The following is a 14,336-nucleotide window of genomic DNA, read 5'->3' on the forward strand; positions in this document are numbered from 1 at the left end:
TCATGGCTGCCCGCTCCAAGGCGCGCAAGCGTGCCGTCGACGTCCTCTACGAGGCCGACCTGCGGGGGGACGACCGGTTGAGCGTGCTGCGCGACCGCATCGACACCGCGAATCCACCGGTGCCCGAGCACACGATCCGCCTGGTCGAAGGCGTGGCCGAGCACGCGGCCCGTATCGACGAGCTCATCGACGCGCACGCGTCGAACTGGTCGATCGACCGGCTGCCCGACGTCGACCGCGCGATCCTGCGCATGGCGACGTACGAGCTGTTGTGGGCCGACGACGTCCCGGACGTGGTGGTCATCGACGAGGCGGTGGAGCTCGCGAAGGCGCTGTCCACCGACGACTCGCCGGCCTACGTCAACGGCGTCCTCGGCGCGATCCTGGCCGCCGAGGTGCCCACCTCCTGAGCGCACCTGGACCGTTGAACGCGAGAGGCCCAGAACCGGACCGGTTCTGGGCCTCTCGCGTTCACCAGTCGCTCAGCGCGGCGAGCGGCGGCGCTCCCAGTGCGGGTCGATCTCGTCGTCGGCGTCGTCGTCGCCCATGTCGACGATGCCCTCCATGCCGGGGGAGAGGACGCCCCACTCGATGAGCCGCGAGGTCAGCTCGTCGGGGCTCATGTCGTAGATGATCGCGAGCGACTTGAGGTCCTCGGTGCGGATCGAGAGCACCTTGCCGTTGTAGTCATGCCGCTGCGCCTGGATGGTCGAGGCGTAGCGCGCCAGCGGGCCGGCCTCGTCGGCGGGCAGCGACCCCAGCGACTCGAGGTTGAGCACGATCTTGGTGTTCGTGGTCACGGCCGAGCTCGGCCGCGGGTCGGGCAGCAGCTCGGACACCGGCACGCCGTAGAACACCGCCAGCTCGGACAGCCGCTGCACGGTGACGGCACGGTCGCCACGTTCGTAGGAACCGACGACGACCGCCTTCCAGCGGCCGTGGGACTTGTCCTCCACGCCCTGCAGTGACAAGCCCTGCTGGTTGCGGATGGCGCGAAGCCGGGCACCCAGGGCCCGTGAGTAGTCGGTGCTCATCGCTGTCTGCTCACTGTCCGTCGTCTCGGGAAGGTCCTGTTCGTCACGCACAGTACTGGTCCGCCGGAATGAGCAACAGGAGGTCATTCCCCGCGGGTCCGTGACGTTCCGGGCACGCACCGTGAACGGACAGGGCGCTGACCAGCACCCCTCCGGGCGGCTCCAGGGGCCGGTCGGGCCGTGCAGTACCGTCGTCGGCGGTCCACACCACTCCTTTAACGACCCGTCCAGTGAGGCGGGGAAGGAGGCCTCATGGCCAGCTCTGCCGAGCCTGCCCGCGATACCGCATCCGGTGCACTGCTCTCCTCCGCCGACGTCGCCCGCGTGGTCGACCGCATGGCCCACCAGCTCATCGAGCGGGCCGCCGCGAACGACCCCGGGTCACCGGACGGCGGGCTCTCCTCGCTCGTCCTGGTCGGCATCCCGACCCGCGGTGCCCCGCTGGCGCGCCGCCTGGCCGCCCGCATCGAGGCGTTCTCCGGCACGAGGGTCGACGTCGGCACCGCCGACATCACCCTCTACCGCGACGACCTGCGGCTGCGCGGCGTCCGTGCGCTGGAGCCGACGGTGCTCCCGGACGGCGGCATCGACGACCGGCTCGTCGTCATCGTGGACGACGTCCTCTTCTCTGGGCGATCCGTCCGGGCGGCGCTCGACGCGCTGCGCGACCTCGGTCGGCCGCGGAACGTGCAGCTCGCGGTGCTCGTCGACCGCGGCCACCGCGAGCTGCCGATCCGTGCCGACTTCGTCGGCAAGAACGTGCCGACCTCCCGCACCCAGCAGGTGAAGGTGCGGCTGGCCGAGATCGACGGCGTCGACGAGGTGCTCGTGACGGAGGTCGACCGGTGAAACGCCACCTGCTGGAAGCTGCGGACCTCGACCGCGCCGACGCCACCCTGGTGCTCGACACCGCGGCGCAGATCGACCAGGCGCTGGCCGGCCGCGAGGTCAAGAAGCTGCCGACGCTGCGCGGCCGCACCGTGGTGAACCTCTTCTACGAGGACTCCACCCGCACGCGCATCTCCTTCGAGCTCGCCGCCAAGCGCCTGTCCGCCGACGTCATCAACTTCTCCGCCAAGGGCTCCAGCGTGAGCAAGGGCGAGAGCCTCAAGGACACGGCGCTGACCCTGGAGGCGATGGGCAGCGACGCGATCGTCGTCCGGCACGGCGCCTCCGGGGCTCCGCACCGGCTGGCCAACTGGGTGCAGGGCAGCGTGGTCAACGCCGGCGACGGCACCCACGAGCACCCGACCCAGGCGCTGCTCGACGCGTACACGATCCGGCATCGGCTGGGCCGGCTCGAGGGCGTACGGGTGGCGATCGTCGGCGACGTGCTGCACAGCCGGGTGGCGCGCTCCAACGTGGGTCTGCTGCACACCCTGGGCGCCGACGTCACGGTGGTCGCGCCGCCGACGCTCCTGCCGGTCGGCGTCGGCAGCTGGCCGGTCGAGGTCAGCTACGACCTGGACGCGGTCCTGCCGAAGTCCGACGTCGTGATGATGCTGCGGGTGCAGGGGGAGCGGATGAACGCCTCGTACTTCCCGAGCGCCCGCGAGTACAGCCGCCGCTACGGACTCGATGCCCGCCGGATGGGGCTGCTCGACGACGACGCGATCGTCATGCACCCCGGCCCGATGAACCGCGGCATGGAGATCGCCGCCGAGGTGGCCGACTCCGTCCGCTCCACGATCGTCGAGCAGGTCGGCAACGGGGTCTCCGTCCGCATGGCCGTGCTCTACCTGCTGCTCGGAGGTAACACGTGAGCGAGCTTGCGAGCTCAGAAGAGAGCAGAGTCGCATGACGAACTACCTGATCAAGGGCGCACGCCCGTACGGGGGCGACCCCGCCGACATCCTGATCAAGGACGGCCGGATCACCACGATCGGCGAATCGCTGTCCGTCCCCGGCGCCGAGGTGGTCGACGCCGCCGGCCTGATCGCCCTCCCGGGTCTGGTCGATCTGCACACCCACCTGCGCGAGCCCGGCCGGGAGGACGCCGAGACCGTGGAGACCGGCAGCCGGGCGGCCGCGCTCGGCGGGTTCACCGCCGTGCACGCGATGGCCAACACCGACCCGGTCGCCGACACCGCCGGCGTGGTGGAGCAGGTGTGGCGGCTCGGGCAGCAGGCCGGGCTGGTGGACGTCGTCCCGGTGGGGGCGGTGACCGTCGGCCTGAAGGGGGAGCGGCTCGCCGAGCTGGGCGCCATGGCCGACTCCGCGGCGCGGGTGCGGGTCTTCTCCGACGACGGCATCTGCGTCAGCGACCCTGCCCTGATGCGCCGGGCCCTGGAGTACGTGAAGGCGTTCGACGGGGTCATCGCGCAGCACGCCGAGGAGCCGCGGCTCACCGCCGGCGCCCAGATGCACGAGGGCGACCGGTCGGCCCGGCTGGGCCTGACCGGCTGGCCGGCCGCCGCGGAGGAGGCGATCATCGCCCGCGACGTGCTGCTCGCCGGCCACGTCGGCGCCCGGCTGCACGTCTGCCACGTCTCGACGGCCGGCTCGGTGGACATCCTGCGCTGGGCGAAGGCCCGCGGAGTCCAGGTGACCGCCGAGGTCACCCCGCACCACCTCCTGCTCACCGATGCCTGCGCCGAGAGCTACGACCCGGTGTTCAAGGTGAACCCGCCGCTCCGGACGGACGATGATGTTGCAGCCGTTCGAGACGGTTTGGCCGACGGCACGATCGACGCCGTCGCCACCGACCACGCGCCGCACGCGGTGGAGGACAAGGAATCCGAATGGGCCCAGGCCCGGCCCGGAATGCTCGGGCTGGAGCAGGCGCTGTCGGTCGTGGTCGAGACGATGGTCGAGACCGGGCTGCTCGACTGGCAGGGGGTCGCCGACCGGATGTCGGTGCGCCCGGCCGTGATCGGCCGGCTGGACGGGCACGGCCGCCCGCTCGCCCCCGGCGAGCCGGCCAACCTCCTGCTGCTGGATCCCACGAGCCGGGCCACCGTCGACCCGGCCGCGCTCGCCAGCCGCAGCCGCAACAGCCCCTATGCCGGCCGGGAACTGCCCGGCCGGGTGGTCGCGACGTTCCTGCGGGGAACGCCGACCGTGTTCGACGGGAAGGCACAGAAGTGAGTTCAGCGATCCTCGTGCTCGAGGACGGACGGACGTTCCGTGGCGAGGCCTACGGCGCGATCGGGACGACGGTCGGCGAGGCGGTCTTCTCGACCGGTATGACCGGCTACCAGGAGACGCTCACCGACCCGAGCTACCACCGCCAGGTCGTCGTGATGACCGCGCCGCACATCGGCAACTCCGGCGTGAACGGCGAGGACGACGAGAGCGCGAAGATGTGGGTCGCCGGGTTCGTGGTGCGAGACCCGGCCCGCCGTCCGTCCAACTGGCGCTCGACCGGCACCCTGGACGACGAGCTGGTGCGCCAGGGCGTCGTCGGCATCAGTGGCATCGACACCCGCGCGCTCACCCGTCACCTGCGCGACCGCGGCGCGATGCGGGTCGGCGTCAGCAGCGTGATCGACGATCCCGACGAGCTGCTGGCCGAGGTCGTCGCGGCCGAGAGCATGACCGGCGCCGACCTCGCCCCGCAGGTGAGCACCGGCGAGACCTACGTCGTCCCGGCGGTGGGGGAGAAGCGGTACACCATCGCCGCGCTCGACCTCGGCATCAAGACCGCGACGCCCAGGCACCTGGCCGAGCTCGGCGTCGAGACCCACGTCCTGCCCTCGACCGCCACCGCGGAGGAGCTGCTGGCGGCCGGCCCGGACGGGGTCTTCCTCTCCAACGGCCCCGGCGACCCCGCGGCCGCCGACTACGCGGTCGAGGCGGTCAAGGGCGTGCTCGACGCGCGCCGTCCGCTGTTCGGCATCTGTTTCGGCAACCAGATCCTCGGCCGCGCGCTGGGCCTGGGCACCTACAAGCTGCGCTTCGGCCACCGCGGGCTCAACCAGCCGGTCCTCGACCGGGTCAGCAACACCGTGCGGGTGACCAGCCACAACCACGGGTTCGCCGTCGAGGCGCCGCTCGACCGGCCCATCGACACCCCTTACGGGCCGGTGGAGGTCAGCCACGTCGGGCTCAACGACGACGTCGTCGAGGGTCTGCGCTTGCTCGAGGCGCCGGCCTTCAGCGTCCAGTTCCACCCCGAGTCGGCGGCCGGGCCGCACGACGCGGCACCGCTCTTCCAGCGGTTCGTCGACCTGATGGAGGAGAACAAGCGTGCCTAAGCGGACCGATCTGAAGCACGTGCTGGTCATCGGCTCCGGGCCGATCCTCATCGGCCAGGCCGCCGAGTTCGACTACTCCGGCACCCAGGCCTGCCGGGTGCTGCGCGCCGAGGGCCTGCGGGTCAGCCTGGTCAACAGCAACCCGGCGACGATCATGACCGACCCCGAGGTCGCCGACGCCACCTACGTCGAGCCGCTGACGCCGGAGTTCGTCGAGAAGGTCATCGCCATGGAGCGGCCCGACGCGCTGCTGGCCACCCTCGGCGGGCAGACCGCGCTCAACATCGCCATCGGGCTGTACGAGAACGGCGTCCTCGAGAAGTACGGCGTGCAGCTCATCGGCGCCGACGTCGACGCGATCAACCGGGGCGAGGACCGCCAGCTGTTCAAGGACATCGTCCGCTCCATCGGCGCCGACGCCCCGCGCTCGACCGTGTGCGGCACCGTCGAGGAGGCCCTCGCCACCGCCGAGGAGGTCGGCTACCCGGTGGTCATCCGGCCCAGCTTCACCATGGGCGGCCTCGGCTCGGGCATCGCCACCGACGAGCCGATGCTGCGCCGTATGGCCGCCCACGGGCTGGCCGACTCCCCGGTGCACACGGTCCTCATCGAGGAGTCGGTGCTCGGCTGGAAGGAGTACGAGCTCGAGCTGATGCGCGACCGCAGCGACAACGTCGTCGTCATCTGCTCGATCGAGAACATCGACGCGATGGGCGTGCACACCGGCGACTCGGTCACGGTCGCCCCGGCGATGACTCTCACCGACCGGGAGTACCAGCAGATGCGGGACGTCGGGATCGCGGTGCTGCGGGCGGTCGGCGTCGACACCGGCGGCTGCAACATCCAGTTCGCCGTGCACCCGGAGACCGGGCGCCTGGTGGTCATCGAGATGAACCCGCGCGTCTCCCGGTCGTCGGCGCTCGCGTCGAAGGCCACCGGTTTCCCGATCGCCAAGATCGCCGCGAAGCTCGCGATCGGCTACACGCTCGACGAGATCACCAACGACATCACCGGCGTGACCCCGGCGAGCTTCGAGCCGTCGCTGGACTACGTCGTCGTCAAGATCCCCCGGTTCGCCTTCGAGAAGTTCCCCGGCGCCGACCCGCGGCTGACGACCACGATGAAGAGCGTCGGCGAGATCATGTCGATGGGCCGGAACTTCACCGAGGCCCTCGGCAAGGCCATGCGGTCGACCGAGACCAAGGTCGCCGGCTTCTGGACCGGTCCCGCGGACGACCGCTCCGCCGACGAGCTGCTCGAGGCGCTGAAGACCCCCGTCGACGGCCGGCTCTACGTCGCCGAGCAGGCGCTGGCCGCGGGGGCCACGGTCGAGCAGGTGGCCCGGGCCAGCGGGTTCGATCCGTGGTTCGTCGACCAGATCGCGCTGGTCTCCGAGATCGGCGCCGAGATCCGCGACGCGGCGTCGCTCACCCCGGAGCTGCTGCGCCGCGGCAAGCGGCACGGTCTCTCCGACCGCCAGGTCGCCGCGCTGCGTCCCGAGCTCGCGGGTGAGGACGGCGTCCGCTCGTTGCGGTGGCGCCTGGGCATCCGGCCGGTCTACAAGACCGTCGACACCTGCGCCGCCGAGTTCGCCGCCCGCACGCCGTACCACTACTCGTCCTACGACGAGGAGAACGAGGTGCAGCCCCGCGAGAAGCCGGCCGTCCTGATCCTCGGCTCCGGGCCCAACCGGATCGGACAGGGCATCGAGTTCGACTACTCCTGCGTGCATGCGGTCATGGCGCTGCAGGACGCCGGCTACGAGGCCGTGATGGTCAACTGCAACCCCGAGACCGTCTCCACCGACTACGACACCGCCGACCGGCTCTACTTCGAGCCGCTGACCTTCGAGGACGTCCTCGAGGTGGTCGAGGCCGAGCGCGCGGCCGGTCCGGTCGCGGGCGTGATCTGCACCCTGGGCGGCCAGACCCCCCTCGGCCTCGCGCAGCGGCTGAAGGACGCCGGGGTCCCGGTACTCGGCACCTCGCCCGAGGCCATCGACGACGCCGAGCACCGCGGGGCCTTCTCGCGCGTGCTCGCCGACACCGGGCTCGCCGCCCCCAAGCACGGCACGGCGACGACGTTCGCCGAGGCGCGCGAGATCGCGGCGAGGATCGGCTACCCGGTTCTGGTCCGGCCCTCTTACGTGCTCGGCGGCCGGGGGATGGAGATCGTCTACGACGACGCCACCCTCGAGGCCTACATCGCGAAGGCCACCGACCTGAGCGCGGCCCACCCGGTGCTGGTCGACCGGTTCCTGGAGGACGCCGTCGAGATCGACGTCGACGCGCTCTACGACGGCACCGACCTCTTCCTGGGTGGGGTCATGGAGCACATCGAGGAGGCGGGGATCCACTCCGGCGACTCGGCCTGCGCCCTGCCGCCGATCACCCTCGGCTCGGCCGACCTGCTCAACATCCGGGCGGCGACGGAGAAGCTGGCCGCGCGGATCGGGGTGCGCGGGCTGATCAACGTCCAGTACGCGATCAAGGACGACATCCTCTACGTCATCGAGGCCAACCCCCGCGCCTCGCGGACGGTGCCGTTCGTCTCGAAGGCGACGGCGGTGCAATTGGCCAAGGCGGCGGCCCGGATCGCCGTGGGGGAGTCGATCGCCGAGCTCCGGACGGCCGGCGTCCTGCCGGCCACCGGCGACGGCGCCGACCTGCCCGAGGACATGCCGATCGCGGTGAAGGAGGCCGTGCTGCCCTTCCACCGGTTCCGCACCGTGGAGGGCCACGGCGTGGACACCGTGCTGTCGCCGGAGATGAAGTCCACCGGCGAGGTGATGGGTCTGGACTCGGAGTTCGGCCGGGCGTTCGCCAAGTCGCAGGCCGCCGCCTACGGCTCGCTGCCCACCGAGGGCACGGTCTTCGTCTCGCTGGCCAACCGGGACAAGCGCTCGGCGGTCTTCCCGATCAAGCGGCTCGCCGACCTCGGCTTCCGGGTGCTCGCGACCGGGGGCACCGCCCAGGTGCTCCGGCGCAACGGCGTGCACTGCGAGGTGGTCGGCAAGTTCAGCGACGGCCCCGGAAACGTGGTGGAGAAGATCCTTGCCGGCGAGGTCGACATCGTGGTCAACACGCCGTTCGGCTCGCCCGGCAACAGCGGGCCGCGCCTGGACGGGTACGAGATCCGCACGGCGGCGGTGGCGGCCGGCATCCCGTGCATCACGACGGTGCAGGGGATGGCCGCGGCGGTGCAGGGCATCGAGTCGCTGCGCCGAGGCGACATCGGCGTCCGCAGCCTCCAAGAGGTCCACAAGGCGCTGACCGGACGGCCCGCGTGACCGAGCTGATCACCACACCCGCGCCGCGCGCGGAGAACCCACCGGTGCAGCGCGTCGTGGAGGTCGTCGGTGTCCGCCCGGTCGACGCCTACGTGGAGCTGACCCTGGCCGCCCCGGAGATCGCCGACCGCGCCCAGGCCGGCCAGTTCGTGGCGTTCGCGATCGACGGCGAGTCCTCCGCGCTGTTGCTGCGGCGCTCGATCGCGATCAGCACCGTCGGGAACGGGCAGGTCACGGTGGTCGTCTCCGCCGCCGGGCCGGGCTCGACGTGGCTGACGCAGCGCCGTCCGGGCGACACCGTCGACGTCGTCGGCCCGCTCGGGCGCCCCTTCCCGCCGGCCCCGGTCGGCGCTCGCGCGCTGCTGGTCGGCGGCGGTTACGGGGCAGCCGCGCTGGTCGGGCTGGCGACCCGGCTCAAGGCGGACGGCCACGAGGTCGACGTGGTCGCGGGTGCCGCGGACGCCGACCGGCTCTGCTCGGTGCAGGAGCTGACCGGGATCGCCGACACCGTGGCGGTCACCACCGACGACGGCAGCTCCGGCCGGCGGGGGCTGGTCACGCTCGCCGTCGACGAGCTGCTGCCGGACGCCGGCGTCGTCTGCGCGTGCGGGCCGATGCCGATGCTGCGGGCGGTCGCCGACGCGGCCACGGCGCGCGGCATCCCCTCCTACGTCGCCGTCGAGGAGTCGATGGCCTGCGGCATCGGTGTCTGCATGACCTGCGTCCTGCCGATCGTGGGCGAGGACGGCCGCACCCGCTTCTCCCGCTCCTGCGTGGAGGGGCCCGTGTTCGGCGGCGACCGCGTGCGCTTCGCCGACGTCGGCAGCCTGCCGTGGGACGTCGTCGGCGCCGACGCGATGGGAGTGGTCGCGCCATGACGGCCGTCCAGGGGACTTTCTGTACACACAGTCCCTGCACCGGGGGGACTTTCTGGACAGGAAGTCCCGGAGGAGGGGTGGTCGCGCCATGACGATCGTCGAGACAGCCGTCGACATGTCGACATCGCTGGGTTCCGTGTCCATCCCGAGCCCGGTGCTGACGGCGTCCGGCTGCTCGGCGTTCGGCCGCGAGCTCGAGCCGTTCGTCGACCTCACCGCCATCGGGGCGGTCGTGACCAAGTCGGTGCAGCTGCGGCCGCGGTCGGGGCGGCCGACCCCGCGGATGGCGGAGACGCCGAGCGGGATGCTCAACTCGATCGGCCTGCAGGGGCCGGGCATCGACGGACTGCTCGCCGACGACCTGCCGTGGCTCGCCGAGCGCGGGGTGCGGTCGCTGGTCTCGATCGCCGGCACCCGGATCGAGGACTTCGCCGAGCTCGCCATCCGGCTGCGGGGCGTGCCCGGCGTGCTCGGGCTCGAGGTCAACATCAGCTGCCCGAACGTGGAGAGCCGCGGCGAGGTGTTCGCCTGCGATCCGGTGGCGGCCTCGGACGTCGTGGCCGCCGTCCGTGCCGCCGCCGACCCGGAACAGCCGGTCTACGCCAAGCTCAGCCCCGACGTCACCGACATCGTCGGCGTGGCCCGAGCGGTCACCGACGCCGGTGCCGACGGGCTCTCGATGATCAACACGTTGCTCGGGCTGGTCATCGACCCCGACACGATGAAGCCGGTGCTCGGCGGTGTCACCGGAGGCCTGTCCGGGCCCGCCATCCGTCCGGTCGCACTGCGCTGCGTGTGGCAGGTGCACCAGGCGCTGCCGGGGGTGCCGATCCTCGGGATGGGCGGTATCCGCTCCGGCCTGGACGCCCTGCAGTTCGTCCTGGCCGGCGCTTCTGCGGTCAGCGTCGGGACGGCGGTCTTCAACGACCCGTCCGCGGTGGCCCGGGTGCACGACGAGCTGGCGACCGCCCTCCAGGAGCGAGGATTCGCTTCGATGACCGACGCCGTGGGGTACGCGCAGCGATGAATGCACCGTTCGGGGAACGCCTGGCCGACGCCGTCGCCGCCCGTGGGCCGCTGTGCGTGGGCATCGATCCGCACCCGCCCTTGCTGGAGAAGTGGGGGCTGACCGACGACGCGGACGGGCTCGCCCGGTTCACCGATGCCGTGGTGGAGGCCCTGGCCGGCAGTGTCGCCGTCCTCAAGCCGCAGCTGGCGTTCTACGAGCGGCACGGGTCACGAGGCCTAGCGGTCCTCGAGCAGGCGGTGCCCCGGGCGCGGGCCGCCGGCGCGCTGGTGCTGCTCGACGCCAAGCGCGGCGACATCGGCTCGACGATGGATGCCTACGGCGACTACCTGCGGCCGGACCACCCCCTCTCCGTCGACGCCATGACGGTGAGCCCGTACCTCGGCCCGGGTTCGCTGCAGCCGGCCGTCGACACCGCCCGGATGCACGGCGGTGGCCTGTTCGTGCTCGCGCGCACGTCCAACCCGGACGCCGGCACGCTCCAGCACGCGGTCGTGGGGGAGCGGTCGGTGGCCCAGGTCGTCGTCGACACCGTGCGCGGCTGGAACACGCCGGGCTGGGTGGTCGGCGACCCGCTGCCCGACATCGGCGCGGTGCGCGACCTGGCGAGCCGGTTCGGCCCCATGACGGGTTCCTTCGGGGTGGTGGTGGGTGCCACGCTGCGCGACCTGGACGTCGACCTCGACGGGCTGGGTGGCCCGATCCTCGCCCCGGGCCTCGGCGCCCAGGGTGGCTCGGTCGCCGACCTGCGCCGGTTGTTCGGCACCGGCCGGGCCGTCGTCCCCACCGTCTCCCGGGACGTGCTGGCCGCCGGGCCCGACGCCGGTGCCCTGCGCGCCGCCGTCGATCGCTGGACGGCGGAGCTCGAGCGGTGAGGCGGGCGGTCCCGTGGCTGCTGGGCTGTCGTGCAGGCCGGCGAGCCGCGGCCCGCACCTGACCTGCGGCGTGTCGCAGCCCGGGCGTGTCGCGATTCCGGGCCGAACTTGTCCGTCCCATTGGCATCGGAACCGTTCCGGACACAATGGCGCCTGACCTGCGAGGATGACGCATCGTCACCGCAGACGTGAACCCGGCGTGAACGCCCCCGGACGGCAAGTTGCGGAATCCGCGCGGAGACCACGTGACCAGCGGATTTGCCGGGAACTAGGTTCGTCGTGAGGCTCAGAGGCGAGCCCTTCCCGAACCAGTGAAGAGAACCGCCGCAGATCGAACAACGGTCCGCGAACGACACGATTGGGTCGACCATGCCCCTGCCTGACCTGTCCCCGGAACAACGTGCCGCCGCGCTCGAGAAGGCTGCGGCCGCCCGAAAAGCGCGCGCCGAGCTGCGTGAGCAACTGAAGAGCAAGGGCGCCACCGTCGGCGACGTCCTGAAGCAGGGCGACACCGACGAGGTGATCGGCAAGATGCGCGTCTCCGCCGTCCTGGAGTCCCTGCCCGGAGTGGGCAAGGCGCGGGCTGCGAAGATCATGGAGCGCCTGGAGATCTCCCCGACCCGCCGTGTGCGTGGACTGGGAGCCAATCAGCGCAAGGCTCTGGAGGCCGAGTTCAAGGACGAGAAGGTCGTCTGAGGGTTCGGCCGCACGCGGCGACGACCCCGGACGAGGACGACGAGTGGCAACAGCTTCACCGGCGCGGCTCACCGTGCTCTCCGGCCCCTCAGGGGTCGGTAAGGGCACGGTGGTCGCCGAGGTCCGGCGCCGGCACCCCGACGTGTGGGTGTCGGTGTCGGTGACCACCCGTCGTCCTCGTCCCGGCGAGCGGGACGGCGATCACTACCACTTCGTCGACGACGCCGAGTTCGACCGGCTGATCGCCACCGACGGACTGCTGGAGTGGGCCGAGTACGCGGGCAACCGCTACGGCACCCCCGCCGCCCCGGTGCGTGAACGGCTCGCCATCGGTCAGCCCGCCCTGCTGGAGATCGAGCTCCAGGGTGCGCGGCAGGTGCGTGAGCGCGACGCCGACGCCCAGCTGGTCTTCCTGGCTCCGCCCACGTGGGCGGCACTGGTCAGCCGGCTGGCCGGCCGCGGGTCCGAGCCCCCGGCGGTGCAGGAGCGCCGGCTGGCCCTGGCCCAGGCCGAGCTGGACGCCTCCGGCGAGTTCGACGTGGTGGTCGTCAACGACGACGTGGCCCGGGCCGCCGATGAATTGGTAGGATTGCTGACTGCGCCCTCGCCCGGCCTCGTGCCAGGGGAGTAGCGCCCCCGAGGAAGAGTGTCGCCGACGGTCCCCGCCGGCCGCTTCCTCCCGCCATCGAATGAGGAGCACGCCCGCCCGTGTCCGGAGTCGCACCTGCCCCCGAGGGCATCACCAACCCGCCGATCGACGAGCTGCTCGAGCGCACCAGCAGCAAGTACGGACTGGTCATCTTCGCCGCCAAGCGCGCCCGTCAGATCAACGCCTACTACAGCCAGCTCTCCGAGGGCCTGCTCGAGTACGTCGGCCCGCTGGTCGACACCGCGCCCCAGGAGAAGCCCCTGTCGATCGCCCTGCGCGAGATCAACGAGGGCCTGCTCACCCACACCGCCGGCGAGAACTGAGCCGATACAGCCCGAACTGATGATGAAGCACCCGGCACTCACTGCCGGGTGCTTCGTCGTATTGGGAGGATGGGCCCCGTGAGTTCCATCGTGCTGGGTGTCAGCGGCGGCGTGGCCGCGTACAAGGCCGCCTTCGTGCTGCGCGCGTTCACCGAGGCCGGCCACGACGTCCGCGTCGTCCCGACGCCCGGCGCCCTGCACTTCGTCGGCGCCGCCACCTTCGAGGCGCTCTCGGGCAACCCGGTCACCACCGACGTGTGGTCCGACGTCCCCGAGGTCGCGCACGTCCGCATCGGCCAGCACGCCGACCTCGTCGTCGTGGCTCCGGCAACGGCCGATCTGCTGGCCCGCGCCGCCATGGGGCGCGCGGACGACCTGCTCACCGCCACCCTGCTGGCCGCGTCCTGCCCGGTCGTCTTCGTGCCGGCGATGCACACCGAGATGTGGCTGCACCCCGCGACGCAGGACAACGTGGCCACGCTGCGCCGCCGCGGCGCGATCGTCCTGCCCCCCGCGGTGGGCCGGCTCACCGGTCCGGACTCGGGGCCCGGCCGGCTGCCCGAGCCCGCGGACATCGCCGCCCTGGCCATGGTGGTCCTCCACTCCGGCGCCGACGCCCTCGCGCACGACCTGGCCGGGCGCCGGGTCGTCATCAGCGCCGGCGGTACCCGCGAGCCGCTGGACCCGGTGCGCTACCTGGGCAACCGCTCGTCGGGCAAGCAGGGCTGGGCGCTGGCGCGGGTCGCCGCCGCTCGCGGCGCCGACGTCGTCCTGGTCGCCGCCAACGTCGACCTGCCCGCCCCGTTCGGCGTCCGGGTCGTCCCGGTCGGGACGGCGGAGGAACTGCGCACGGCGATGGTGGCCGAGGCGCCCGATGCCGACGTCGTCGTGATGGCGGCCGCGGTCGCCGACTTCCGGCCGGAGTTCCCCGCCGCGTCGAAGCTGAAGAAGGGGTCCGCCGCCGAACCCAGCGCGGTCCCGCTGGTGCGCAACCCCGACGTCCTGGCCGAGCTGGTGACCAAGCGCACCCCCGGGCAGCTCGTGGTCGGCTTCGCCGCCGAGACGGGCGACGACGACGGCGACGTCCTCACCCATGCGCGGGCGAAGCTGGCCCGCAAGGGCTGCGACCTCCTCGTGGTCAACGACGTCTCCGGAGGGCAGGTCTTCGGCCGCGCGGAGAACGCGGCCACCGTGCTGGGCGCCGACGGGTCGGTCACCGAGGTGCCCCGCGGCAGCAAGGACGCCGTCGCGGCCGGGATCTGGGGGACCATCGCGTCTCAGCTGCCCCTTCGGTTCCACGCGTAGATCGCTTTCCCCCGCCGCTGCCGGCGGCCGGTCTCTGCCGGGTAACGTTCTCTCCGGGTCGCGC

At 72.2% G+C, this 14,336-nt stretch carries 14 protein-coding genes; 13 read left to right on the top strand and 1 reads right to left on the bottom strand.

Annotation, left to right across the window (positions count from 1 at the left end):
• The first annotated feature begins 2 nt into the window (after positions 1-2).
• The gene (gene nusB, locus AC2H4J_RS22195) at positions 3-410 is read left to right on the top strand and encodes a transcription antitermination factor NusB (protein WP_487467091.1); all 408 of its coding nucleotides are present in this window, start codon (positions 3-5) and stop codon (positions 408-410) included.
• Between the two features lie 72 nt (positions 411-482).
• Here nusB and bldD read toward each other — a convergent pair whose 3' ends face one another.
• Entirely contained in the window at positions 483-1,034 is a 552-nt protein-coding gene (gene bldD, locus AC2H4J_RS22200) for a transcriptional regulator BldD (RefSeq protein WP_487467092.1), read from the bottom strand.
• A gap of 252 nt (positions 1,035-1,286) precedes the next feature.
• Here bldD and pyrR point away from each other — a divergent pair, with 252 nt between their 5' ends.
• The 12 genes from pyrR to coaBC all read left to right on the top strand — a co-directional run bounded on the left by pyrR (position 1,287) and on the right by coaBC (position 14,272).
• Positions 1,287-1,883, top strand: a complete 597-nt coding sequence (pyrR, locus tag AC2H4J_RS22205) for a bifunctional pyr operon transcriptional regulator/uracil phosphoribosyltransferase PyrR (RefSeq protein ID WP_487467093.1) — start codon at positions 1,287-1,289, stop codon at positions 1,881-1,883.
• On the top strand, positions 1,880-2,797 hold the full coding sequence (locus AC2H4J_RS22210; RefSeq protein ID WP_487467094.1) for an aspartate carbamoyltransferase catalytic subunit: 918 nt from the start codon (positions 1,880-1,882) through the stop codon (positions 2,795-2,797). The genes pyrR and AC2H4J_RS22210 overlap by 4 nt, the downstream gene beginning before the upstream one ends.
• Positions 2,798-2,831: 34 nt before the next feature.
• On the top strand, positions 2,832-4,121 hold the full coding sequence (locus AC2H4J_RS22215; protein ID WP_487467095.1) for a dihydroorotase: 1,290 nt from the start codon (positions 2,832-2,834) through the stop codon (positions 4,119-4,121).
• Complete coding sequence (gene carA, locus AC2H4J_RS22220; RefSeq protein ID WP_487467096.1) at positions 4,118-5,230, top strand: glutamine-hydrolyzing carbamoyl-phosphate synthase small subunit; 1,113 nt, start codon at positions 4,118-4,120, stop codon at positions 5,228-5,230. Before AC2H4J_RS22215 ends, carA begins: the two co-directional genes overlap by 4 nt.
• Positions 5,223-8,519 carry a carbamoyl-phosphate synthase large subunit gene (gene carB / locus AC2H4J_RS22225; protein ID WP_487467097.1) on the top strand — a complete coding sequence of 1,099 codons (3,297 nt, stop codon included), beginning with the start codon at positions 5,223-5,225 and terminating at the stop codon, positions 8,517-8,519. The genes carA and carB overlap by 8 nt, the downstream gene beginning before the upstream one ends.
• The gene (locus AC2H4J_RS22230; RefSeq protein ID WP_487467098.1) at positions 8,516-9,397 is read left to right on the top strand and encodes a dihydroorotate dehydrogenase electron transfer subunit; all 882 of its coding nucleotides are present in this window, start codon (positions 8,516-8,518) and stop codon (positions 9,395-9,397) included. The genes carB and AC2H4J_RS22230 overlap by 4 nt, the downstream gene beginning before the upstream one ends.
• Before the next feature lie 88 nt (positions 9,398-9,485).
• On the top strand, positions 9,486-10,424 hold the full coding sequence (locus AC2H4J_RS22235; protein ID WP_487467099.1) for a dihydroorotate dehydrogenase: 939 nt from the start codon (positions 9,486-9,488) through the stop codon (positions 10,422-10,424).
• Positions 10,421-11,299 (top strand): orotidine-5'-phosphate decarboxylase, encoded by an 879-nt coding sequence (pyrF, locus tag AC2H4J_RS22240; RefSeq protein WP_487467100.1) that lies wholly within the window; start codon positions 10,421-10,423, stop codon positions 11,297-11,299. Before AC2H4J_RS22235 ends, pyrF begins: the two co-directional genes overlap by 4 nt.
• A 369-nt stretch (positions 11,300-11,668) precedes the next feature.
• The gene (gene mihF, locus AC2H4J_RS22245; protein WP_487467101.1) at positions 11,669-11,995 is read left to right on the top strand and encodes an integration host factor, actinobacterial type; all 327 of its coding nucleotides are present in this window, start codon (positions 11,669-11,671) and stop codon (positions 11,993-11,995) included.
• Between the two features lie 43 nt (positions 11,996-12,038).
• Positions 12,039-12,626 (top strand): guanylate kinase, encoded by a 588-nt coding sequence (gene gmk, locus AC2H4J_RS22250; RefSeq protein WP_487467102.1) that lies wholly within the window; start codon positions 12,039-12,041, stop codon positions 12,624-12,626.
• A gap of 77 nt (positions 12,627-12,703) precedes the next feature.
• The gene (gene rpoZ, locus AC2H4J_RS22255; RefSeq protein ID WP_012949163.1) at positions 12,704-12,967 is read left to right on the top strand and encodes a DNA-directed RNA polymerase subunit omega; all 264 of its coding nucleotides are present in this window, start codon (positions 12,704-12,706) and stop codon (positions 12,965-12,967) included.
• Positions 12,968-13,045: 78 nt separating this feature from the next.
• Entirely contained in the window at positions 13,046-14,272 is a 1,227-nt protein-coding gene (coaBC, locus tag AC2H4J_RS22260; protein ID WP_487467103.1) for a bifunctional phosphopantothenoylcysteine decarboxylase/phosphopantothenate--cysteine ligase CoaBC, read from the top strand.
• The last annotated feature ends 64 nt before the right edge of the window (positions 14,273-14,336 follow it).

This window comes from Blastococcus sp. OS1-29, assembly GCF_057628075.1.

Coding starts and splice junctions, on each gene's coding strand:
- AC2H4J_RS22215 (WP_487467095.1), top strand. CDS start 2,832: ATGACGAACTACCTGATCAAGGGCGCACGCCCGTACGGGGGCGACCCC.
- mihF (WP_487467101.1), top strand. CDS start 11,669: ATGCCCCTGCCTGACCTGTCCCCGGAACAACGTGCCGCCGCGCTCGAG.
- nusB (WP_487467091.1), top strand. CDS start 3: ATGGCTGCCCGCTCCAAGGCGCGCAAGCGTGCCGTCGACGTCCTCTAC.
- pyrR (WP_487467093.1), top strand. CDS start 1,287: ATGGCCAGCTCTGCCGAGCCTGCCCGCGATACCGCATCCGGTGCACTG.
- bldD (WP_487467092.1), bottom strand. CDS start 1,034: ATGAGCACCGACTACTCACGGGCCCTGGGTGCCCGGCTTCGCGCCATC.
- pyrF (WP_487467100.1), top strand. CDS start 10,421: ATGAATGCACCGTTCGGGGAACGCCTGGCCGACGCCGTCGCCGCCCGT.
- AC2H4J_RS22235 (WP_487467099.1), top strand. CDS start 9,486: ATGACGATCGTCGAGACAGCCGTCGACATGTCGACATCGCTGGGTTCC.